At 61.3% G+C, this 22,474-nt stretch carries 26 protein-coding genes; 13 read left to right on the top strand and 13 right to left on the bottom strand.

The annotated features are described in order from the left end of the window. The first annotated feature begins 52 nt into the window (after positions 1-52). From pcaD to A6U98_RS31920, 6 genes are all read left to right on the top strand, one after another. Positions 53-862 carry a 3-oxoadipate enol-lactonase gene (gene pcaD / locus A6U98_RS31945; RefSeq protein WP_064655218.1) on the top strand — a complete coding sequence of 270 codons (810 nt, stop codon included), beginning with the start codon at positions 53-55 and terminating at the stop codon, positions 860-862. Continuing rightward, on the top strand, positions 859-1,263 hold the full coding sequence (gene pcaC / locus A6U98_RS31940; RefSeq protein WP_064655217.1) for a 4-carboxymuconolactone decarboxylase: 405 nt from the start codon (positions 859-861) through the stop codon (positions 1,261-1,263). Before pcaD ends, pcaC begins: the two co-directional genes overlap by 4 nt. A 9-nt stretch (positions 1,264-1,272) precedes the next feature. After that, positions 1,273-2,022 carry a protocatechuate 3,4-dioxygenase subunit beta gene (gene pcaH, locus A6U98_RS31935; protein WP_064655216.1) on the top strand — a complete coding sequence of 250 codons (750 nt, stop codon included), beginning with the start codon at positions 1,273-1,275 and terminating at the stop codon, positions 2,020-2,022. A 2-nt stretch (positions 2,023-2,024) separates the two neighbouring features. After that, complete coding sequence (gene pcaG, locus A6U98_RS31930; protein ID WP_064655215.1) at positions 2,025-2,636, top strand: protocatechuate 3,4-dioxygenase subunit alpha; 612 nt, start codon at positions 2,025-2,027, stop codon at positions 2,634-2,636. Between the two features lie 204 nt (positions 2,637-2,840). Continuing rightward, positions 2,841-3,887, top strand: a complete 1,047-nt coding sequence (locus A6U98_RS31925; RefSeq protein ID WP_064655214.1) for a 3-carboxy-cis,cis-muconate cycloisomerase — start codon at positions 2,841-2,843, stop codon at positions 3,885-3,887. 67 nt (positions 3,888-3,954) lie between these two features. Beyond that, positions 3,955-4,722, top strand: a complete 768-nt coding sequence (locus A6U98_RS31920) for an SDR family oxidoreductase (RefSeq protein WP_027687731.1) — start codon at positions 3,955-3,957, stop codon at positions 4,720-4,722. Between the two features lie 72 nt (positions 4,723-4,794). Here the strand turns inward: A6U98_RS31920 and A6U98_RS31915 are convergent, their stop codons facing one another. Further along, positions 4,795-5,838, bottom strand: a complete 1,044-nt coding sequence (locus A6U98_RS31915) for a saccharopine dehydrogenase NADP-binding domain-containing protein (RefSeq protein WP_064655213.1) — start codon at positions 5,836-5,838, stop codon at positions 4,795-4,797. Positions 5,839-5,938: 100 nt separating this feature from the next. Between A6U98_RS31915 and A6U98_RS31910 the strand changes: the two genes are divergently transcribed. Continuing rightward, positions 5,939-6,535 (top strand): TetR/AcrR family transcriptional regulator, encoded by a 597-nt coding sequence (locus tag A6U98_RS31910; RefSeq protein WP_064655212.1) that lies wholly within the window; start codon positions 5,939-5,941, stop codon positions 6,533-6,535. A gap of 105 nt (positions 6,536-6,640) precedes the next feature. On the opposite strand, the gene A6U98_RS31905 is transcribed toward A6U98_RS31910, so the two are convergent. The 7 genes from A6U98_RS31905 to A6U98_RS31875 form a co-directional block, all read right to left on the bottom strand. Beyond that, positions 6,641-7,471: a shikimate dehydrogenase gene (locus A6U98_RS31905; RefSeq protein ID WP_064655211.1), complete on the bottom strand. Its 831-nt coding sequence runs from the start codon at positions 7,469-7,471 to the stop codon at positions 6,641-6,643. Between the two features lie 4 nt (positions 7,472-7,475). After that, positions 7,476-8,543: a Gfo/Idh/MocA family oxidoreductase gene (locus A6U98_RS31900; protein WP_064655210.1), complete on the bottom strand. Its 1,068-nt coding sequence runs from the start codon at positions 8,541-8,543 to the stop codon at positions 7,476-7,478. A 57-nt stretch (positions 8,544-8,600) separates the two neighbouring features. After that, on the bottom strand, positions 8,601-9,365 hold the full coding sequence (locus tag A6U98_RS31895; RefSeq protein WP_064655209.1) for an amino acid ABC transporter ATP-binding protein: 765 nt from the start codon (positions 9,363-9,365) through the stop codon (positions 8,601-8,603). A gap of 51 nt (positions 9,366-9,416) precedes the next feature. Then, a complete protein-coding gene (locus A6U98_RS31890; protein ID WP_028743840.1) occupies positions 9,417-10,058 on the bottom strand; it encodes an amino acid ABC transporter permease in 642 nt (213 codons plus the stop codon). Between the two features lie 10 nt (positions 10,059-10,068). Next, positions 10,069-10,737 carry an amino acid ABC transporter permease gene (locus A6U98_RS31885; RefSeq protein ID WP_003548451.1) on the bottom strand — a complete coding sequence of 223 codons (669 nt, stop codon included), beginning with the start codon at positions 10,735-10,737 and terminating at the stop codon, positions 10,069-10,071. 31 nt (positions 10,738-10,768) lie between these two features. Then, positions 10,769-11,212: a type II 3-dehydroquinate dehydratase gene (locus A6U98_RS31880; RefSeq protein WP_064655356.1), complete on the bottom strand. Its 444-nt coding sequence runs from the start codon at positions 11,210-11,212 to the stop codon at positions 10,769-10,771. A 229-nt stretch (positions 11,213-11,441) separates the two neighbouring features. Next, positions 11,442-12,272: a transporter substrate-binding domain-containing protein gene (locus A6U98_RS31875; RefSeq protein WP_064655208.1), complete on the bottom strand. Its 831-nt coding sequence runs from the start codon at positions 12,270-12,272 to the stop codon at positions 11,442-11,444. Between the two features lie 248 nt (positions 12,273-12,520). Between A6U98_RS31875 and A6U98_RS31870 the strand changes: the two genes are divergently transcribed. Then, positions 12,521-14,416 carry a sugar phosphate isomerase/epimerase and 4-hydroxyphenylpyruvate domain-containing protein gene (locus A6U98_RS31870; RefSeq protein WP_064655207.1) on the top strand — a complete coding sequence of 632 codons (1,896 nt, stop codon included), beginning with the start codon at positions 12,521-12,523 and terminating at the stop codon, positions 14,414-14,416. Between the two features lie 9 nt (positions 14,417-14,425). Here the strand turns inward: A6U98_RS31870 and A6U98_RS31865 are convergent, their stop codons facing one another. After that, positions 14,426-15,100 carry a GntR family transcriptional regulator gene (locus A6U98_RS31865; RefSeq protein WP_064655206.1) on the bottom strand — a complete coding sequence of 225 codons (675 nt, stop codon included), beginning with the start codon at positions 15,098-15,100 and terminating at the stop codon, positions 14,426-14,428. 74 nt (positions 15,101-15,174) lie between these two features. Further along, entirely contained in the window at positions 15,175-15,843 is a 669-nt protein-coding gene (locus A6U98_RS31860) for a GntR family transcriptional regulator (RefSeq protein ID WP_064655205.1), read from the bottom strand. A 692-nt stretch (positions 15,844-16,535) separates the two neighbouring features. Between A6U98_RS31860 and A6U98_RS31855 the strand changes: the two genes are divergently transcribed. Next, positions 16,536-16,835, top strand: coding sequence for a hypothetical protein (locus A6U98_RS31855; RefSeq protein ID WP_064655204.1), 300 nt, complete (start codon positions 16,536-16,538; stop codon positions 16,833-16,835). A 192-nt stretch (positions 16,836-17,027) separates the two neighbouring features. On the opposite strand, the gene A6U98_RS31850 is transcribed toward A6U98_RS31855, so the two are convergent. Next, positions 17,028-17,330, bottom strand: a complete 303-nt coding sequence (locus A6U98_RS31850; RefSeq protein ID WP_064655203.1) for a hypothetical protein — start codon at positions 17,328-17,330, stop codon at positions 17,028-17,030. A gap of 137 nt (positions 17,331-17,467) precedes the next feature. Here A6U98_RS31850 and A6U98_RS31845 point away from each other — a divergent pair, with 137 nt between their 5' ends. From A6U98_RS31845 to A6U98_RS31830, 4 genes are all read left to right on the top strand, one after another. Then, the gene (locus A6U98_RS31845; protein ID WP_064655201.1) at positions 17,468-17,698 is read left to right on the top strand and encodes a hypothetical protein; all 231 of its coding nucleotides are present in this window, start codon (positions 17,468-17,470) and stop codon (positions 17,696-17,698) included. A 479-nt stretch (positions 17,699-18,177) separates the two neighbouring features. Further along, positions 18,178-19,008 (top strand): MBL fold metallo-hydrolase, encoded by an 831-nt coding sequence (locus tag A6U98_RS31840; protein WP_064655199.1) that lies wholly within the window; start codon positions 18,178-18,180, stop codon positions 19,006-19,008. Positions 19,009-19,160: 152 nt separating this feature from the next. Beyond that, positions 19,161-19,535 (top strand): GFA family protein, encoded by a 375-nt coding sequence (locus A6U98_RS31835; RefSeq protein WP_064655197.1) that lies wholly within the window; start codon positions 19,161-19,163, stop codon positions 19,533-19,535. A gap of 57 nt (positions 19,536-19,592) precedes the next feature. Then, on the top strand, positions 19,593-20,459 hold the full coding sequence (locus tag A6U98_RS31830; protein WP_064655195.1) for an alpha/beta hydrolase: 867 nt from the start codon (positions 19,593-19,595) through the stop codon (positions 20,457-20,459). A 20-nt stretch (positions 20,460-20,479) separates the two neighbouring features. Here the strand turns inward: A6U98_RS31830 and A6U98_RS31825 are convergent, their stop codons facing one another. Both A6U98_RS31825 and A6U98_RS31820 read right to left on the bottom strand, forming a co-directional pair. Beyond that, positions 20,480-21,232: a polysaccharide deacetylase family protein gene (locus tag A6U98_RS31825; RefSeq protein ID WP_064655193.1), complete on the bottom strand. Its 753-nt coding sequence runs from the start codon at positions 21,230-21,232 to the stop codon at positions 20,480-20,482. Further along, positions 21,232-22,320 (bottom strand): glycosyltransferase family 4 protein, encoded by a 1,089-nt coding sequence (locus A6U98_RS31820; RefSeq protein WP_064655191.1) that lies wholly within the window; start codon positions 22,318-22,320, stop codon positions 21,232-21,234. Before A6U98_RS31820 ends, A6U98_RS31825 begins: the two co-directional genes overlap by 1 nt. Positions 22,321-22,474 lie beyond the last annotated feature (154 nt).

Genomic DNA, 22,474 nt, shown 5'->3' with positions numbered 1-22,474 from the left:
TTTTACTTAACCGGATCAACCAGTCAATTTCACCATTCAGGAGGAGAGTGACGTGCAATTCGCCCGCATAAACGACGTGACGATCCACTATCAGATCATTGGTGCCCCTGCCGACAGGCCGGTGATCGTCTTCGCCAACTCGCTGGGCACGGATTTCCGCATCTGGCGCGACGTCGTGGTGCGGCTTGCCGGTGAATTCGCCATCGTGCTTTATGACAAGCGCGGCCACGGCCTTTCCGATGTCGGCCAGCTCCCCTCATCGATCGAGGACCATGCGACGGATCTCGCCGGCCTTCTCGATCTGCTGTCAGTCAAGGAGGCCGTCATCTGCGGCCTCTCCGTCGGCGGCCTCATCGCCCAGTCGCTCTATCATCGCCGGCCGGATCTGGTTCGCGCGCTGATCCTCTGCGACACCGCCCACAAGATCGGCACGGCCGAGAGCTGGAACGCCCGCATCGCCGCCGTCGAGCAAAACGGCATCGCCAGCATCGTCGACGCAGTCATGGAGCGTTGGTTCACGCCCGCCTTCCGCCGGCCCGAGAGCACTGCCTATGCCGGCTATTGCAACATGCTGACGCGCCAGCCCGTCGAGGGCTATGTCGCCGCCTGCGCCGCGATCCGCGATGCCGATTTCACCGAGGTCGCAAAAACGATCACCGTCCCGACAATCTGCATCGTCGGCGACCAGGATGGCTCGACGCCGCCCGATCTCGTGCTCTCAACCGCGAAGCTGATATCAGGCGCCCGTTACGAAGTGATCCCCAATTGCGCGCACATTCCCTGCGTCGAGCAGCCCGAGGCGCTGACGGCGATCATCCGCGCCTTCCTCACATCCATTCCGCCTGGAGAAGTCAGCCCATGAATGAGACCGCGTCCCCTTCCGAGCGCTATCGCCAAGGCATGGCGACCCGCCGCGCCGTGCTCGGCGACGCCCATGTCGACCGCGCCGCCGCCAAATCGACGGAGTTCGACCGCCCCTTTCAGGAGTTGATCACCGAAGCCGCCTGGGGCCATGTCTGGTCGCGCCCGGCACTGACGAAGCGAGAGCGCTCGATCATCACCATCGCTCTGCTTGCCGCGCTTGGCCAGGACGACGAGGTCGCCATGCATGTGCGCGCCACCGCCAATACGGGGGCGACCCGCGAGGATATCTGCGAGGCCCTGCTGCATGTGGCGATCTATGCCGGCGTTCCCGCCGCCAATCACGCGATCAAGATCGCAAAGCAGGCTTTTGAACAGATGGACGCCGAAAAGGCGGCCTGAGGGAGGAACATGTCCGAACGACCGAACCGCAAGCCCGAGACCGGCGGCTTCTTCGCCCGCGACCGCGCCTGGCATGCGCCGGCGCTGACCCCCGGCTACAAGACCTCCGTGCTGCGTGCGCCGCAGCGCGCGCTGCTGTCGCTCGACGGCACGATTTCCGAAACCACCGGCCCGGTCTTCGGCCATTCGATGATCGGCGAACTCGACAACGACCTCATCCTGAACTACGCGCAGCCCGGCGAAAGCGCCATCGGCGAACGCATCATCGTCCATGGCCGGGTGCTCGACGAACGCGCCAGGCCGGTTGCCGGCGCCTTGGTCGAGTTCTGGCAAGCCAATGCCGGTGGCCGCTATCGCCACAAGAAGGAAACCTATCTGGCGGCGATCGACCCGAATTTCGGCGGCTGCGGCCGCGCCATCACCGACGAGGACGGCCACTATCATTTCCGCACCGTCCGCCCCGGCGCCTATCCCTGGCCGAACGGCATCAACGACTGGCGTCCCGCCCATATCCATTTCTCGATCTTCGGCCATGGCTTTGCCCAGCGCCTGATCACCCAGATGTATTTCGAAGGCGATCCGATGATCTGGAAATGTCCGATCGTCGGCACGATACCCGATAAGGCGGCGATCGAGCAGCTGATCGCGCCGCTCGACTGGGGCAACACCATCCCGATGGATTCACGTGCCTATAAATTCGATATCGTGCTGCGCGGCCGCCGCTCGACGATGTTCGAAAACAAACCGGAGGGTAACTGACCATGCAGCAGCTCGGCTACCTCAAGGAAACCCCGTCGCAGACGGCAGGCCCCTATGTGCATATCGGCCTGACGCCGAATTTCTGCGACATCTCGGGCGTCTACGACACCGATCTCGGCATCGGGATGGTCAACGACAAGACGCTCGGCGAACGCATCACCGTCACCGGCCGTATCTTCGACGGCGCCGGCGCATTGGTGCGCGACGCGGTCATCGAGATCTGGCAGGCCGACAGCGCCGGCCTCTACAACAGCCCGTCGGAAATGCGCGGTACTGCCGATCCCAATTTCACCGGCTGGGGCCGCTGCCCGACCCGCGCCGAGGACGGCGTCTACAGTTTCGAGACCGTCAAGCCCGGCCGCGTCCCCTTCAAGGACGGCCGCAGACAAGCCCCGCACATCACCTTCTGGATCGTCGCCCGCGGCATCAATATCGGCCTGCACACGCGCATGTATTTTCCGGAAGAGACGGAAGCCAACGCCGCCGACCCGCTGCTTTCGCGCATCGAACATCGCGAGCGCGTCGCGACTATGATCGCCACTCGCGACGGCGCATCCTGTCATTTCGACATCCATCTGCAGGGTCCAAAGGAAACGGTGTTTCTCGATATCTGAGGACGGGCGTCGCGATCGGCTTGCTGGGGCGGTGATGTGCGGGTAGCGTCCCCTTACCCTCCCCGCTCCCCGAGGGAGAGGGGACGTGCCCAGCGCCTGATCACCTGCCCATAAAGCGCGGACGCCGCCTTGAGTCCCTTCTCCCCCGCCGGGAGAAGATGGCGGCGGCCGGATAAGGGGCCACAACCACGAACCGAGACGATCATGACCGCATCGCCCTTCGACCATCCTTTCCTTTCCGGCCTGCTCGGCGACGACGAAATCGCGCCCTATTTCTCTGCCGAGACGGATATCCGGGCCATGCTCTCCTTCGAGGCCGCACTCGCCAAGGCTGAAGCCGCTCATGGCCTCATTCCCGCCGAAGCGGCAAGGCGCATCACCGACACCTGCGCCGCCTTCTCGCCCGATGTCTCCAGTCTTCGATCGGCAACGGCGAGGGACGGCGTCGTCGTTCCCGATCTCATCAAGCAGCTACGCACGGATGTCGGCGAGGAAGCGGCAAAAAGCCTGCATCTCGGCGCCACCAGCCAGGATGCCATCGATACCAGCCTGATGATCCGCCTGAAGGCCGTCGTCTTCCTGCTTGCCGGCCGGCTTTCCACTATTGCCGCAGGGCTCGATGCGCTGGACGGCCAGTTCGGCCGCAACCAGCTGATGGGTCATACCCGCATGCAGGCGGCCATTCCGATTACCGTCTCCGACCGCCTCCGTGCGTGGCGGGAGCCGCTGACAACCTATCGCGACCGCCTGACCGAGCAGGGTTTTCCCGTCCAGTTCGGGGGTGCGGCCGGCACGCTGGACAAGCTCGGATCGCAGGCCGCGGCCATCCGGGCCTCGCTCGCCCAGGAACTCGGCCTCACCGATGCACCGCAATGGCAGAGCGGGCGTCTGCCGATCGCCGATATCGCCGGGCTGTTTGCATCGATATCGGGCAGTCTCGGCAAGATGGGCCAGGATATCGCGCTGCTTGCCCAGGCCAGCGATGAAATCGAAATCTCGGGCGGCGGCACCTCGTCGGCGATGGCGCACAAGCAAAACCCCGTTTCCGCCGAGGTCCTCGTCGCGCTCGCCCGCTTCAACGCCACTCTTCTATCGGGCATCCACCAGTCCCTCGTCCACGAACAGGAACGCTCGGGTGCTGCCTGGACGCTCGAATGGCTGCTGCTGCCGCAAATGACGATGGCAACCGCCGCCAGCCTTCGACTGGCGAAGGAGCTGACGGGGAATATCAAGAGGCTTGGAACGACTTGATTCAGCGCCTTTGCATCTGATGCCGGAAACCGGCTATGCAGAGTGCAATGAAATCAGGAGCAGCCTCGTGACCTTCCCCCTTTTCGATCTCTCCGGCCGCCGCGCCCTCGTCACCGGCTCCAGCCAGGGCATCGGCCGCGCAATGGCGGTCGGGCTTGCCGAGCATGGCGCCTCGATCATCATCAACGGCCGCAACGCCCAGAAGGCGGAGGCCGCCGCCGAGGATATCCGTCGCAGCCATCGCCATGCCGTCAGTGCCGCCTTCGACGTCACCGACGCGGAAGCCAGCCGCACCGCCATCGCCTATATCGAGGCGGAAATCGGCCCAATCGACATCCTCGTCAACAATGCCGGCATGCAGTTCCGCGCACCGCTGGAGAACTTCCCGGTCGACAAATGGGACGAGATCTTCAAGACCAATGTCTCCAGCCTGTTTTATGTCAGCCAGCCGGTCGCCCAGGCGATGATATCGCGCGGCCGCGGCAAGATCATCAACATCGCCTCCGTCCAGGCCGAACTCGCCCGTCCCGGCATCGCGCCCTATACCGCGACCAAGGGCGCGGTGAAGAACCTGACGCGCGGCATGGCGACCGACTGGGCGAAATACGGCCTGCAGGTCAATGCGATCGCGCCCGGCTATTTCCGCACGCCGCTCAACCAGGCGCTGGTCGACGATCCCAAGTTTTCCGGCTGGCTGGAAAACCGCACGCCGGCCGGCCGCTGGGGCGAGGTCAAGGAGCTCGTCGGCGCCGCCGTCTTCCTGGCCTCGGATGCCTCATCCTTCGTCAACGGCCATATGTTGACCGTCGACGGCGGCATCACGGCCTCGCTCTAGAGCGGGATCGTTTTAGATCCGAAAGTCTCCCAAGCCATCGTGAGGGACTTTCTGAAAGTCCGGCGGTCCGAACTAAGTTTCCGATATCTCGACCGACAGATCCGGGCCGAGCGCCTGCAGGAAGCTGGCGGCATTGAAAATCTCTGCCGGCGGTTTTGCGCCGATATCGCGGATGTCGCCTGACAGGATGCGCTGAACCGCTTCGCAGATAATCGGGGCCGAAACGGCGTAGATGTCTTGTCCCTGCGCGATGATCCGACGGCGCACGCCTTCTTGCGTGACAATCACCTCTACGGCGAAGCGCTGCGCCGAACGCCCGAATTCGTCGACCGCCTGCGGCGGAGGCGTCGACGGATCGCGGACATCCCGCAGAGCGACTGTGCTCAAGAAGGTGTGCAGTTCCTTCGTCCGGACGTGCCGCGCGATCAGCGGCACTTCCGAAAAGGGAATCTCGACGAAAGTCTGCTGGCCGAACGGGGCCGGTAAAGTCGAAATCCTTTCGGCAGGCGGTTGATGCACCGGCTCCAGCTGCCCACCGCTGACGGCCAGGCGCCGCACAGTGTTTCTTTCTCCGGTAACGCGTGTGCCTCTCGTCGGGAGCCAGCTGTCGAGCGCAATTCGAATTTCGATGTCGTCGGCGTGCTCCCACTCGGCCATGACGGCTGCCACGAGCAGGTCCGCCAATCCGCCATAGAAACCCATGGCCGGGATGACGGCTACGCCCGCTTCCCGGGCCGTAACCTCGTGCCTCTCGAACGTGGCCTGCACACTCGGTTGCTCGGCCGTCACGTCGAGATAATGGATCCCCACTCGCAACGCTGCACGCACCACTGCGTCGGCGGTGTCCATGAACGGGCCGGCGCAGTTGATGATTGCCGCCGCGCCGGCTAGCGCCCTGTCGAGTTCCTCGTCATTCTCGACCGCTGCTTCGCGGCATTCAATGCCACGCTCCATAAAGCCCGCAGCCGCCAGCCGCTCGGCGTTCCGTCCAATCGCGATGGGCTTGAGACCGCGCCGCAAAAGTTCGGCTACGACAAAACGACCGGTATGGCCGTTCGCTCCCAAGACCGCGACAGATTGGGGCGTCTTCATGATATCAGCTTCGTAGATGGTCATTGTTCTCTCCCGCGCTACAGACCTGTCTGTATCTAAAACATACAGGTCTGTAGCGTGTCAATGGATTTTCTGCTACTGTGGCGGAAATGGAGATATGCGAATGACAAAAACCTCCGCAAACGCCCCTGCACCCGCCACCAAGGAGGTGCGGGACAGAATTCTCGAGACGGCATCAGAACTCTTTTACCGGCGCGGCGTGCGCGCTGTCGGTGTCGATCTTGTGGTCGAAAAATCCGGCGTCGCCAAAACCAGCCTCTACCGCCATTTCGGCACGAAGGACGACCTCGTCGCCGCCTTCCTCAAGCGCGAAGACCTGGACTTCTGGAGCACATGGGATCGCGTGACGGAACAGCATCCGGACGATGCCGAGGCCGAGCTCGATGCACACTTTGAGTGGATCGGCGAACGGGTCGGGCGGGGAAATTACCGGGGCTGCCCGCAGATCAACACCGCGGCCGAGTTCCCTGAGGTAGATCACCCCGCCCGGAAGGTCGCCGAAGCCCACATGCGCGAGATGCGGCGTCGTCTCAAGACTATCGCCGAGGCTCTGGCGGTTGCCGCGCCCGATCGCCTCGCCGGTCAACTCGCGGTTCTGATCAACGGTGCCTTTGTCAGCATGCAGCTCTTTGAACACGGCGAGGCAACCGGATTGCTCCGCGATGCATCGCATGCCCTGATCGCCGCCAGCCGTAGCTGATCACATCGGAAAAGCGCGTCCAGATTTTGGCTGAAGCGAGTTTGACGAGACCAAGGTCGTCCCAAAACCGCTCACACCTTACGGCATCTTGCTCTAAATTCGGCATCATCCGAGTTTGGCGATCGCCCGCAGATTGTCGGCCGTCGTCGTCGGGAATTCGAAGAATTCGAGATAGGCGGGGATCTGTTCGAACAACATGTCCGTCCCAACCTGAAATGCACAGCCGCGCGCCCGCACGGCTTCGAGAAAAGGGGTTATCTCCTTCGTCATCACGACTTCGCCGACGAAGGTCGACGGAGAAATGCGATCGATATCGATCGGCAGCGGGTCGCCCCGTCGCATTCCGAGAGGTGTCGCGTTGACGACGATGTCGAAACCATCAGGATCGGTGGAGCCGACCGTCACTTCAAGGTGCGGATAATATTTCTTCAGCCTGTCCAGCAGCGCGGCGGCGGTCGCCTCGTTGGCGTCGAAGATGGCGAGATGGGCGACACCCGCCTGTGCCAAGGACGCCGCGATCGCCGAGCCGACGCCGCCGGCACCGGCTATGAGCGCATGGGCTCCCTCGACCTTCTTACCCTTGCGCAAGACGCCGCGAACGAAGCCCTCGCCATCGAACATGTCACCGATCAGCGCGCCGTCGGAACCGAGACGGACCGCATTGCACGAACCTGCGACTTTCGCGTTGGTCGACGTTTCGTCGAGAAGCGCCATCGTAGAAATCTTGTGCGGCATGGTGATCAGGGCACCGTGGATATTGGATAGCCGGAACAGAAGTTTCAGAAAAGCCGGATAGTCCTCCGGCCTGCAGCCCATCGGCACGACGACGGCATCAATTCCGTTCTTCTCGAAGTACGGATTGTAGATCAGCGGCGCCTTGAAGGACTCCGTCGGATAGCCGAGATGCGCGATGAGTTTGGTCGTCCCGGTGATCATGTGGTCAGACTTTCTGGGGGTCGGAAATGGCGCGGGCGTCAGCGAGGTGGATCATCTGTCCCCAGCGCGCCGATCTCTTGATTGCTTCGACGACCCTGAGCGTGGCGAGGCCCTCCCGCCCACTCACCAGAGGCGTGGCATCACCACGAATGACGTCGCAAAAATGTCCGAGCTGAACGGAAAGGGGATCGGCCGCTGCGTAGGGCACCCGCTCCTCGGCAAGCGGCTCCAGCCAGTCGGGCCTCGAGGGGCTCGTCCAATGCGTCGGATCGGGAATTCCGAGCGAACCCTTGGTGCCGCCGATCTGGTAGCAGAACTGATCGTAGCGGGGAAAAGCGGGATTCTCACCGGTGGTCGTCTCCCAGCTCCAGGGCGCGGCCACGGCATCGCTGCCGTTGAGGGTGGCAAGCACCCCGCTTGCGAAACGCAGTGTGACGACGGCCGTATCCTCGACGGCATGGTTCCGCACGGCATGCGATTCCATCGCATGGACGGACTCGACCTCGCCGAAGAAATATCGGAAGAGATCGACATCATGGATCAGGTTGACGAAGACCGGGCCGGCGCCCGCTTCGCGCCGCCAGGGGATATCGAAATAGTCGTCGGGCTTGGCGACCCAGAACGTGCCGTGCACCGTGACGATCCGGCCAAGCCTTCCGCCGTCGACGATCTGCTTGACCGCCTGGATCATCGGGTTGTGGCGCCTGTGGTGGCCGACCAGCAGCGGTATGCCCGCCTTCTCGCCGGCGGCGACCAGCGCGGCGGCGGCATCGACGTCGTCGGCGATCGGTTTCTCGATCAGGACAGGGATGCCGGCGGCGACGATCTCCATTCCGTTCTCGACGTGAAGCTGGTTCGGTGTTGCCACGATGACGCCGTCAGGCCTGTCCTCGACCCGAATGTCCGAAAAGCTCCGGTACCATCGGGCACCGACGGTCTCGGCAAAGTCGCGACCGGCGGCGGAAGGATCGACCACCGCCGAGAGAACCGTTCCGGGCTCGGACATGACACGCTCGACGTGGCGCCTGCCGATGAGGCCGGCTCCCATGACCGCAATCCCTAGCGGCTTCATTGCCGGCTCCTGGAATCTGCTAGAGGTATATTTGCCAGACGCATCGACTTGAGCCCCTTACTTCCGCAGGATTTCTCCGAGGAATTTCCTGGTTCGCTCATGCTGTGGGTTCGTGAAGAATTCGGCGGGCGGGGCTTCCTCGACGATCGCGCCGCTGGCCATGAAGATCACGCGATCGGCGACCTGGCGGGCAAAGCCCATCTCATGCGTGACGCAGATCATCGTCATGCCCTCATCGGCCAGCGCGATCATCGTATCCAGCACCTCCTTGACCATCTCCGGATCGAGCGCCGACGTCGGCTCATCGAACAGCATGACTTTCGGCCGCATGCAAAGCGCGCGGGCGATCGCCACGCGCTGCTGCTGGCCGCCCGAAAGCTGCACCGGATATTTGTCGGCCTGCTCCAGGATCTTGACCCGCTCGAGCAGCCCGCGTGCCCGTTCCTCGGCCTCCGCCTTGCCGACGCCGGCTGCCTTCATCGGCGCCAGCATGCAGTTCTGCAGCACGGTCAGATGCGGAAACAGATTGAACTGCTGGAAGACCATGCCGACCTCGCGACGGATCGCATCGATGGTCTTGGCCTGATTGCCGAGAAGAATCCCGCCGACGCGGATTTCACCTTTTTCATAGGTCTCGAGATGGTTGATGCAGCGAATAAGCGTCGACTTGCCGCTGCCGGAGGGTCCGCACAAGACGATCCTCTCGCCGCTGCGAACCGATATGTTGATGTCGCGCAGGGCTTGAAAAGCGCCATACCACTTCTCCACCCGCTCCATGGTGATCATGGTTTCTTCGCCTTGAGCGGGACTGGGACTGGTCATCGGTAGAACTCCATATTGGCGGGCTGGACCGCGTCGAGGACGAGGGACGGATCAGCGCGCAGAGGCGGCGAACTTTCGTTCGAGGCGGGCGCCAAGAATCGTCAGTGGGCAGCACATCAGGAAATAGAGAATGCCGACGATGCCGAAGACCGTCAGCGGTTGGAAAATCTGGTTGGAGATGATGTTGCCGGCCCGCGTCAGCTCGGTGAAGCCGACGATCGATGCAAGCGAGGTGCCCTTGATCAGTTGCACGAGGAAACCGATCGTGGCGGGCAGCGAAATGCGCAGCGCCTGCGGCAGGATGACATCCTTCATGCGCGAGACGTATCTGAGGCTGAGAGCCTTTGCCGCTTCCGTCTGGCCGCGCGGAACCGCTTCGATCGATCCGCGCCAGATCTCGCCGAGATAGGCGCTGGCATGCAGCGTCAGTCCGATGGCGACGGCCACCCAGGAATCGAGCATCAGCCCCACCAGCGCCAGGCCGTAATAGACGACGAACAGCTGCATCAGCAGCGGGGTTCCCTGGAAGACGGCGATATAACCGGCCGTGACGCGTTCCAGCAGCGGTATGCCCGAGGCACGGGCAAGGGCGACGCCGAGCCCCGCTATGCCGCCGCAGACAAAACCGACGGCGGACAGGAGCACGGTCCATTTCAGGCCGATCAGGAGGAAGACGAATTCTTCGTGACCCATGGAATTCCTCCTACTTGACCGGATATTTGAAGTAGCGCGCCGAAAACAGCGCGAAGATGCGCATCATCAGCCAGGAGATCACGAAATAGAAAACCGTGACGGTGAAGTAGACCTCGAAGCTGCGGAAGCTCTCCGACTCGATGCGCTGCGAAACGGACGTCAGCTCGTAGGCCGAAATCGCCGATGCAATGCTGGTCGTCAGCGTCAGCAGGACGAACTGGCTGGTCAAGGACGGATAGATCGCCCGTAATGCCGGCTTGAGGATGATCAGCCGGAAGACCTGAGCCTTGTGCAGACCAAGCGCCAGACCCGCTTCCATCTGTCCCTTCGGGATCGACTGGACGCCACCGCGAATGATCTCGATTGCGTAGGCGCCACCGTTGATGCCGAGCGCGATAATCGCCGTCGGTGTCGGATCCAGCCTGATGCCCGTCAGTGGAAGCGCAAAATAGATGAAGAAGATCTGCACCAGAAACGGCGTGTTGCGGATCAATTCGACGAAGGCGATGACCAGCCATCGCGCCGGCTTCAGCGCAGAGTCGCGCAAGGCAACACCGCCAATTCCGATCACGATCGCCAGCAGCATTCCACAAATGGCAAGCAAGAATGTCCCCAGGCAGCCGAGCAGTAGGCTCGGCAGGCCATCTATGACCGGGGTGAAATCCAACTTATAGTTCATGGCGATCCTTCTGGTCCGACTTCCGGAAAATTCAGTCGCGCTTGACCATTCCAGCCATCGCCTGGACAGCCAGTTCGTAGCCATCCGCTCCAAAGCCGATCATGATGGCCGTGGCAACGCGCGAGATCAGCGAATTGTGGTAGATGCTTTCGCGCGCATGAACATTCGAAATATGCAGCTCGATCTTCGGCGGGTCGAACATTTTCAATGCATCGAGAAGAGCGATCGATGTGAAGGTATAGCCGGCGGGATTGATGATGATGCCGCAGGCGTCGGTCCGGGCCTGGTGCACGCTCTCGACCAGTTCGCCCTCGAAATTGGTCTGGCGAAACTCGACGTCGAATCCGAGCGCCTTTGCCTTGGTCACGCACCGTTTCCTGATGTCGGCCAGCGTCGTGGTTCCATAGATCGCCGGCTCGCGCTGACCGAGAAGATTGAGGTTCGGCCCGTTGAGCACAAAGATTGGTTTGTTCATGATCGCGCTCCTGGATGCGGGCAGAGCCTTAAGCATGGCGGTTGCGTTGCCGGGCATCGCATGCCCGGCCTCGGCTCGTGAGGTTTGCCTCTATGAGGACATCATCCTCGGCGTTCTGCCGGGGATCCGCCGCTGTGGATGCTCGGGACGAGCCCGAGCATGACGGAAGAGCGGTAGGCCGGCCCTATATCAACCGTAAGACCGGGCCTCGTCCGGCTTTGCCGTTCGCTCAGTTCGCCGCGAACGGAATGCCTTCCAGCGTTTCCGGGAATTCCGGGACCGGAACCTTCATCCACTTGTCGTAGACTGCCTTGAGTTCGCCGTTGGCCTTGATCTTGTCGATGAAGGTGTTGAGCGCCGCATTGATTTCCTTTTCGCCGAGACGCGTGCAAGCACCGTTGTAGAGCTTCTGGAACTCAAGCTTGTTTTCGAATTCGCCCGGTCGGGCCTTCTCCACCCGGTCCATGTAGAAGATGTTGCCGCCAAGCGTCTCGACTTGGCCGGACACCAGCGCCTGGACGCTCGCGGCGTCGCCATCATAGCGCCGGATGGTCGTGCTCGGCGGTGCGTTCTTGGTGACCTGCGTGTCCTGGGCAGCACCCTTGGCGACGCCGACCGTGAACTTGGCCATGTCCTCATTCTTCTTGATCTCAGCCGACTTCGGACCAATCAGAACGATGGCATTGGCAACATAGGGCTTGCTGAACTGCACGGCCTTTGCGCGATCCGGCAGCATTGCCATCGTCGCGAAGAGAACGTCAACTCGGCCGGCCGTCAGTGCGGGAATGCGGTTGTTGACTTCAAGCGGCACGAACTCGACCGAAACACCCAGTTCCTTGGCAAACAGCGTTGCGATGTCGGCGTCGAGGCCGTCCTGTTTGCCGCCGCTGGTCACAAAGCCCCAGGGCGGGTTGTCACCCTGAATTCCGACGATGATCTTGCCGCGAGCCTTGATCTCATCAGGCGTGATGGCGGCGGCCGGTTGCGCCAGGGTGACGGCAGCCACCAGGGCCGCGGCTCCGAGCATCGCGTTTCGGCGCGTCAGCATAGATTTGAACATGTGATTCCTCCTCCTTTGGCGGTCACTCGACCGGACAGCCACCTCACCTTTTGACTGTGAGGAGAATGATTGCCAGAGACCCGCGCTCAAATCAACAGAGTTTTTCAAAATCATATGAGAATTTATAATAAGACACGCTATTTGAATTCCTCACGACATTTGCCATAATAGTAGCGAGCGGCTTTCCGGGACACATCGTCGTACTCGGCGCTCGTTTAATCTCGCACGGATATCGGAAGGGCTTTGACATGAGGACCTCGATTGCGACTGTAACGATCAGCGGCGAACTGCCGGAGAAGCTCGAGGCGATCGCCCAGGCGGGCTTCGACGGCGTCGAGATCTTCGAAAATGACTTCCTCGCCTTCGACGGAAGCCCGGCCGATGTCGGAAAACTCGTCCGCGACCATGGCCTGGAGATAACCCTGTTTCAGCCATTTCGTGACTTCGAGGGCATGCCGGAGCCGTTGCGAAGCCGCACGTTTGACCGCGCGGAGCGGAAGTTCGACGTGATGCAGCAGCTCGGAACGGATCTGGTGCTCGTCTGCTCCAACGTCTCGCCGGCAGCCGTCGGCGGCATCGACCGGGCCGCGGCGGACTTTCATGAACTTGGCGAGCGTGCCGCCCGGCGTGGACTTAGGGTGGGCTACGAGGCACTTGCCTGGGGCCGCCATATCAGCGACCACCGCGACGCCTGGGAGATCGTCCGTCGCGCCGATCATCCGAATATCGGTCTTATCCTCGACAGCTTCCACACCTTGTCGCGCAAGATCGACGTCAATTCGATCCGCTCGATTCCCAAAGAGAAGATCTTCATCGTCCAGCTTGCCGATGCCCCGCTGATCGACATGGATCTGCTCTATTGGAGCCGCCACTTCCGAAACATGCCGGGTGAAGGCGACCTTCCCGTCACGGCGTTCACCGAAGCCGTCGCGGCGACAGGTTATGATGGCTATTTCTCCCTGGAGATCTTCAACGATCAGTTTCGAGGTGGTTTGTCGCGTGCCATTGCGGCCGATGGCCACCGCTCCCTGATCTATCTCGGTGATCAGGTACGCCGCCATCTCGGCATCGGCAGCATGACCGGGGCGGCGATGCCGGAAAGGCCTTCCGTCAAAGGCGTCGGCTTCGTCGAGTTTGCCACGGACGAACAGGATGAAGTCGAGCTGGTCGCATTGCTGCGCACCCTCGGATTCAAGAAGACGGCAATCCACCGCACGAAGAAGGTCTCTCTTTTCGAGCAGGGCGAGATACGGATCCTCGTCAATGTCGATCAGGCAGGATTCGCCAATGCGGCCTACGCCGTTCACGGTACCTTCGCCTATGCCATGGCCCTGGTCGTCGACGATGCCGCCAAGGCCTATGAGCGCGCGCTCGCCCTGGATGCCGAGCCATTCACCCAGCCTGTCGTAGACGGTGAGCTAGAGCTGCCTGCCATTCGGGGCGTGGGAGGCGGGATCATCTATCTCATCGACGACAAGAGCGCATTGGGTCGCTTCTCGGAAATCGACTTTCAGCCGGTCACCGATGACAGCGACGCGCCGTCGGCAGGCCTCTTGCGCGTTGATCACGTCGCCCAGACGGTCGGCTACGATGAAATGCTCACCTGGCTTCTGTTCTACACGTCCATTTTCGAGACGCGGAAGACCCCGATGGTCGATATCATCGATCCGTCAGGGGTGGTGCGCAGTCAAGTCGTCGAGAACGACACCGGGGCGCTGCGCATTACCATGAACGGCGCCGAGAATCGCCGGACGCTGGCGGGACATTTCATCGCCGAGAAATTCGGGGCCGGTATCCAGCACCTGGCGTTTTTGACCGACGACATCTTTGCGACCGCCGAAAGCCTTCGTGTTTGCGGTTTCCGGTCGCTGCACATTTCGCCGAACTACTACGACGACGTCGAAGCACGCTTCGGCCTCGATCCTGCATTGACCGAGCGGCTGAAGGCGGAAAACATCCTCTATGACCGCGACGAGCATGGCGAGTATTTCCAGCTCTATAGCGGAACCTATGGAGAGGGCTTCTTTTTCGAGATCGTCGAGCGCCGCGGCTACCGCGGCTACGGCGCGCCGAACGCAATTTTCCGGATCGCCGCCCTGAAGAAACAGATGCGTCCGGAAGGAATTCCGAAAGACGCCTTTTGAGATCCTGCTTTAGGTAATCCGGCCGCTCTTCAGCACATGGTCCACGCCGCTTTGAACGTGCCGTCTGACGACGTCGGTCGCGCCGGCGACGTCGCGCTGAATGGACAGCTCAAACAAAAGCTTATGGTCATCGACGACCGGCTTTCCGCGAAAACTTTCGGCCAGCATATGGTAGCGGAGAAAGCGGTCGAAGACGGACGACAATGTCGCCATCAGCGTCGCCGAATTGCAGGCCGAGACGATCGCCTGATGGAACTCCCAGTCGTATCGGACCCAGTCGACTGTCCGCGAGACGTCGCCGGCAAGGAGCTTGCGTTCAGCGGCAGCCAGCCGGTGATGGGCGGCGACGATGCGCCCCTCCCATTCAAGATTTCCCGCAGCGAAGGCAAGGCCGATCGCATGTGTTTCCAGAACGATCCTGAGGTCGGCGAGCTCGAGGAGTTCGCGGCGCGAAGCGGGGCTGACTTCAAAACCGCGCTGCCCCTCGGCGACGACGAGGTTTTCCGTGGTCAGGCGGCTCAGGATTTCACGCAGCGATGAAATGCCGATGGAGTAGCGCTCCTTTGCCTGCTCCAGCTTGATCTTGGCCCCCGGCGGCAATGTCCCCGATATGATATCCTCGCGGATCTGCCGAAAGACAACATCGCTTACTGTTTCAGCTGGGTCGTGGACTTGCTTGAGCATGGCTTTTCCTGGTTTCGCCGAAATGTGATTTACGTGACGGACCTAAAGCTCGAAGAGAAACGTCCGGACCATTTCTATCTCAGCGTTCCTCTTGCCAGTGCGTGTTCGACCCCGCCTTGAATATGCAGGACAAGCACCCGCTTGGCCGTCTCCGCGTCCCGTCGCAAGGCCGCATCCAAAAGCTGCTGATGTTCATTGGCTGCGACATCGCCTCGATAGGACAAGGCAACCATCTGATATCTGAGATATCTGTCGAAGATTACCGAATGCGTCTCCATCAGCAGTTTCGACCCGCAGGCGGATATCAGGGCTTGGTGGAACTCCCAGTCGTAGCGCTTCCAGTCCTCGGCCCTGCTGGTATCACCGGATGCCATCACCTGTTCCATCCGCGCCAATTTGTAATGCGCCGATACCAGCGGAGCCTCCCACTCCACGTCGCCATGCACGAACGACTGCTCCAGCGCATGTGTTTCCAAGAGAAGCCTCAGCGCCGCCGTCTCCTTGAGGTCTGAAACCGACACTGGCGACACTTCGAACCCTTTTTGCCCCTCGGCGAGGACCAGCCCCTCGGAGGAGAGCCGGTTCAGCACTTCTCGAAGTGTGCTGATGCTGGTCTCGTAGGTCTCCTTCAGGCTTTCCAATTTCAGCTTTTGTCCGGGAGGCAGCCGGCCAAAAATGATGTCGGCTCGAATGCGCCTGTAGCTGCTCTCGGCGATGGTCTCGTTGATAGTCGGCGGCAACATCGCGAGTCTCTTATATTTCCCGTATCGTCGGATATATCGCTTTCTGGCATCCTAAAGCAAGGAAACATTCCCACAATCGGATGCACAAATTTCTCATATGATGGTGGTTTTCCCGGAGAACAGGCGAACGGGGGTAAACGCAATACACGCGCCATAAGTCGTTTCGGCTGGCTCTTCGCGTAACCCGCAAGATCACATGGCATTAACCGGGAATATCTGGGAATTACCGGGACTGGCGGTGAACGCTTTGCCTGGAGACGGCCTCTGCCCCGCGAGTCATCAAATAGTAATACAAATATTGCGGAACCTAAGGCTGGCGCCTTCGTTGTGCCATCATGTCTGAAACGTATGGGACAACCACAGCAGGAATTATCCAGCGCGATACCTTGAAGCGCTTGGGACCACGTTTGCGTGGGCTGCCAGAGTTCTCATTGCCCACCGACTGCGAAGATGTTTTCGGCGACTTACTGAAAAAGCTGGACGCTGCGGCGAGAGAAAACCAGGGCACCAAGGCATTGAGGTTGGACCGCCTGACGCCTTGATCAATCTGATCAGACAGCATCCGAGTTAGTGTCGTCCACCCTCATTCTACCGCCTGTGCGACGATGGCGGCGCTCGATCCACACTTTCAGGATGGATCGCCGACGGCGCTGGCACCGAGGAACTTCCCGTCGCGACGCCGGTTAACCAGGATGCCGTATCTCGTCGAAATCCTCCTTCCAGTTTCACACCCTCGTGGGAGCCGGACGAACGTCGACCTTGTCCGCGACGAACTCACGGCGAAGTTCGGCGGCGTCACTCTTCACGTCAACTCACCCGCCGAAGGACTGTGGCGCGACGACGGCGAAATCGAGCAGGACCGCATCGTTGTCGCCGAGGTAATGACCCCCGATCTCGACCGCGCCTGGTGGTCGTCCTACCGAAAGAAACTGGAGGCGCGGTTCCGTCAGGAGGAGATCGTCATTCGCGTGATTGAAATCGAACGTCTTTGATTTTCTTCGGATCCATAATCGTTACTCGGCCTCGTTTGCCGATCGAACGTGAAAACGCATGCGCGAATATTGCCGCCCATGATAGTCCCCGGAATCGTTAAACAGAACAGCACGGTAGGTGAGCCGGGCCCCCGCTATGCTCGACAGACCACCTGAGTTCGACCGCCGCTTTGACGCCCTGGCCGCCGGTCCCTACTGTCCGAGCCACTGATACTCGGCAATGGACGCCTTGCCCGACTTCTTGTCGTACAGGCAGATGAGGTTCACGAGCTTCTTCGACTTCGAGCTCTTCTCGCGGAGAAGAATTGCTACCTTGCCAGTCGCATCGTCAAAGACCACCGGCGCGGTCGCTTCCGGTGACACCATTCGCGACTGACCGATGCAGGTCCCGTTCGCCTTCGCAAACAGTGCGTTCCATGCGCTGTCGCTGGAAGCGCTGGCGAACTGGGTAAGGGCCAGTAACGTTGTCGTCGCGATCAATGTGGTCTTCAGCATATCAAACTCCTCATTTCATGCAGAATCACGCCTCGGCGTGGCGGGTGTTGATCGCGAAAAAGGATGGCAGGATCACGACGGCGGCAGGTGGAACTGCGTCGGCGCCTGCGAGTTCCTTCTCCAGAAGGAGAACCAACATGACAACGAACTCAATCCCCAGTTCCGCCAAGCTTCCTCCTAAGTCGCTGAACGAGGACACACAGGACGACGAGCTTCCAGAGACCTCCGTCGACGAACAGCGCGCCCCGCCCGTGAACATGGGCAGCAGCAGGGAAGCGGGTGACGGCGTTGCCGACGCCGCTCCGGAGACAGGTCGGTCGGATGCGAAGACGCGCATCCCCGCGCCGCAGACGGCAAACCGCGAGTGACGGCGATGTCGAAGGTCAGCACCGGCCTAAACGACCGCCCGAAGGACCCACGATAGCGCAGAGCGGCCCCCGGCCTATCGATGAACGTTCCAGACCAAGCCGCAAGAGACATGCAAAATGAAAGAAGGCTGACTGTCAGAGCCCAGTCAGCTGTCGTCAGATATAGCCGGCCCCCCAAGCTTCGGAACTGGATTTTCGGCTCGACAGGGCGGCAATTGTTTTTTCAATCGCGCGCAACCATCTAATAGGCATGACTTACGGGAAAATGTCCCCCGCCCTCAGCAGCCTGTTTACCGAAAACCAACCATACCGGGTTGCTTTCCGAACAGAAAGCCGATTGCTTAGGAAAATCTACTTCTTCTTCCGCTAGCGGTTAGGAGAATGGAAGGGGGAACAGGCAAACCCGTGGAATTCTGCTGCTTCGCATCGGGCTAAACTATGACTACGATGGCGATGCGGGAAGGCCGGTTTGAAGAACGATGACGACAGAACTGTTTCAGGTAAAATTTTGGGGCGTCCGCGGCAGTATTCCCGTGTCAGGCCCCGAGTTCGATCGCTACGGCGGTAACACTTCCTGCATCGAAATTCGCTGCGGAAAACATCGGATGATCTTCGACGCGGGTTCGGGCCTGCGCGAGGCCGGGCTGTCGATGCTCGCCGACGGCGTCAGCGACGTCGACCTGTTCTTCAGCCACTGCCATTACGACCACATCATCGGCCTGCCCTTCTTCAAGGCGATCTATTATCCCTCGATCAACGTCAACATCTGGTCCGGCCATCTCGATGGCAAGATGAGCACGCGGGAAATGGTCGAGCAGTTCATCAGCCCGCCCTGGTTTCCCGTCAAGACCGACATCTGTCAGGCGACGATGAACTTCCGCGATTTCCACGCCGGTCAGGTGCTGACCCCGCACGCGGGGATCGAGATCAAGACCTTCATGCTGAACCATCCAGGCGGCGCCATCGGTTACCGCATCGAATGGCAGGGCCGTTCGGTCGCTCTCGTCTATGACATCGAGCATAATCCCGGGAGCTATGATCCGGTCTCGCTGGAGATGATGCGGGACGCCGATCTCGTCGTCTACGACTGCACCTACAATGAAGACGAGATGCAGCGTTTCAAGGGCTTCGGCCATTCGACCTGGCAGCATGGCACCGAGCTTGCGAAAATGGCGGGCAGCAAGCGCTTCGCGCTCTTCCACCACGCCCCCTCCCGCACGGACGAGCAGCTGGCGGAGATGGAAACACAGGCGCAGGCCGCCTTCCCCGAATCCTTTGCCGCCCGCGACAATCAGATCGTGGTGATCTAGCAGGCCGCCGAAGGCGGCCTTCATCTTGCCGGTCCGAACCTCTTTGACGGAGAGCCCATCCGTCGAACCGGCATGCGCGACGTCATGACGGAACAGATGCTGGGCCGGACCGTTTTCCCCGCAGCGCAAAATCAACGAAACAGGCATCCGTCATGACCGTGCTTTCCGGAAAGTGTCTCTGCGGGCAGGTGCATATTTCCGTTCGGGGCGAACCCTTACGCGTTGGAATCTGTCATTGCACGGACTGCAGGCAAGAAAGCGGTTCGGCCTTTACCTTCTACGGGATCTGGCCCGCCGGCCAATTCGAACATTCAGGCGAAACCGCCGCGTTTCAAGGTCGGCATTTCTGTACCGGGTGCGGTTCGCGGCTGTTTTCCGCCGATGACCAGGAGGCGGAAATCAAGCTTGGCATCCTCTCCGAGGCGCCGACGCCTTTGGTGCCGAGCTACGAACTCTGGGTCAAACGCCGCGAGCCGTGGCTTCGACCGGTGGAAGGCGCCGAGCAGTTTGAGAAAGACCGAAAGTGAACACCAGGCGCTGGGCGCCTCATTGAGCAACGAAGACAGTTCACAAGGAGGTTTCCGATGGTCACTCTCGTCCGACATCGCCGGATGACGGTTGCAGGCGTCGAGACTTTTTACCGCGAGGCCGGCCAACCGGATGCGCCGGTCTTGTTGCTGCCGCACGGATATCCCTGCTCATCCTATGAATTTCGCAATCTCATGCCGCGCCTTGCCGACTGTTGGCGTCTGATTGCGCCGGATTTCCCGGGTGCCGGCTACAGCGGCACGCCGGATGATTTCGACTACAGCTTCGATGGATACGCTGCCTGGCTGGAGGCCTTCATCAGTGCGATGAATGTCGACCGATTCGTCCTCTACCTCCACGACTTCGGCTCGCCGATCGGTGCCCGGTTGGCGATCAGAGCCCCTCAGCGCATCGTGGCGCTGATCATCCAGAATGGCGACATTCCCTATGAAGATGCCCTCGGACCGAAATATGCGGATATCGAGGCGACATGGACGCTTCCGAGATCGGAAATGAGGAAGGCGCTGGCGGAGGCGATCAACGAGGAGACTTTCAAGGAGGAATTCCTCAACGATCTGCCACCTCGCCTGGCCGATACGATCCCGCCCGATCTCTGGAAGCTGCATTGGTCGCTGATCACGCCGCAGCGCAAGGAAATCGCCATAGACCTGATCGCCGGATTGAAGGAGAACCGGGCCTGGTTCCCGGAACACCGCAAATATCTCCGCGAATACCGGCCGCCCACCTTGATCGTCTGGGGTCCGAACGACCACTACATGCCGGAAAAGTCGGCTCGGGCCTATCTGCGTGATCTGCCGGATGCCGAACTGCATCTGCTCGGCGGCGGTCACTGGCTGCTCGAGACGCATCTCGATGACGTTGTCGCGCTCATGCGAGAGTTCCTCGGGCGAGTGCACGCGTGACCGCTGCTTGACGACTGTTCTTAAGTCTGGAGAAGTGCTGACGCCGGCGACCAGCGGACGGCCGGATGCCGGCCCGTGGTCGCGAACAGGGCCGACAGGAAATCCCATGCGGCCGTATCATGCACCAGGTGGTGGGTGAGCACGCCGACGGGCTCGTCGCTGCCGGCAAACCGGTCGCGAAGCTCCGCCACCAGCTCGACCACCAATTCCGCCTCGCTCCGTCCGCCGCGCGTGCCGTGCCAGTCGATGATGTCGACATGGGTGTTGAGGAGCGGCATCGGGCCACCCTGCTTTGCCCGCCCATAGACCGAAAGTGCTGCAAATCCGAGACCGGGCAGCGCCGGGATGAGGGCCGGGTCAATCCGGTTCCAGGGCGGCACCAGCACCGGCACCAAGCGGGCCGGATGAAGCCGCTGCAGCAGCCGGAACCCTTCACCCAATTCGCCGAGCACGACCTCCGCCGGACGGTCGCCACCGAGTTCCTGCTTCTTCGCCTGCGGCCCCGCATGGTTCGTATGAGACCAGCCATGCACGGCGACAGTGACGGATGTTTCCTCCGCCAACCGCACGGCCAGCGCCTCGCCGGTCAGGCCGGGAATGACGGCGAGCGTCAGCGGAACCTCGCTTTGACGGGCGAGCGCTATCAGCGTCTCCAGCGCCTGCGTCGGCTCGACGGCATCGTCATCGCGCAGCCAGAAGCGCGCCACGCGACCGGCAGCCTGCCAGCGATCAAGCTCGCGGCGCAGGGGGTCCCAAGCTATTGCGTCGGTCATCACGTCACTCCTGTTGCTGCGCTGTCGCGCAAAATTCCGTTCAATAGCCGCGCCGCCGTCGCAAGCGAGCGCTCGCCGAGCACGAAGCGCCGCGCCGCCTGCCCCATGGCGTCACGTCTTTGCCTGTCTTCAAGCAGGGCGGCCACAGCCTCGGCATAGGCTGCGACATCGCCATCCGGCGTCAGCAGGCCGGTGACGCCAGCCTCGACCACCGCTGGCACGCCTGCCGTTTCCTGCGCAACGACAGGCAGTCCCGCGGCCTGGGCCTCCAGATAGGCAAGACCATAGGCCTCGCCGCAGCCGGGCCAGACATAGACGCCGCCGCGCCCAAGCAGTTCGGCGACCTCGACGGCATTGCGCTCGCCCAGCCATTCGATCCGGCCAGGAAAGTCGGCAAACAGCGCCTGCACCTCTTGCCGCATCGGACCATCGCCGATGACGGCAAGCGTCCAGGATCGGTCTTCGATCAGGCGCAACGCTTTTGCAAGCATCGCATAACTGTCCATCTTGTCGCCGGCCCGCATCATCGCGACCGCCATCAGCCGGCGCGGATCGGGCGCCGGGGACCCCTTCTCGAACAATGCCGTGTCGATGAAGGGTTTCAGCCGGGCAAGGCGCGCCTGCGGAAAGGCGGCTGTGATCCCGGCCTGGTCACGCTCGGTGAAGCTGATATTGACCGCCGCCCGCATGATCGCCTCGCCCACCAGTTTCTGGGATGCTGCCCAGCCGGTTCGGTCGCGTTTTTCCGCATAGGAGGCTTCGGCGGTGACATAGGAAATGGCAAATTCGGCAGAGATCGCCGGCCCGAAGGGATCGGGCGATTTGTAATAGGGGTGGTAGCAGAACCAGAGTTCCGGTCGTGGCCCGGATTTCCATGTCAGCCGCAGCCGCTCCAGCTCGGCGGAAATGGCGGGTTCGAGCGCCGCTGCCGCCTCCGGTGTCGAGGCATGGGTGCGGAATTCGGAGGCGACGTCGACCTGATGTCCGCCAAGCTCCAGCGCCTGGATCAACAGCTGCGCCATCAGCCGGTCGCCCGACGGCACCGGATGGTTCGGCGATTTCATCGGCGCGTAGAAAGCCACCCGCATTGGAACACCTCAGGTAAGACACACTGTTTACAACTTTCGCGCCCGTCGGGAAAATTCCGCTATTGTCCCTTTGCCGAAAACTTGCGCATAAGCATATGGAATGTGATCGCGATCGAAGCAATTCTGCCTCTTTCCCAATCTCTATGGGCCTGCG

This window comes from Rhizobium sp. WYCCWR10014 (assembly GCF_001657485.1).
GTDB lineage: Bacteria > Pseudomonadota > Alphaproteobacteria > Rhizobiales > Rhizobiaceae > Rhizobium.
This window is presented reverse-complemented; position numbering and strand designations above follow the sequence as displayed.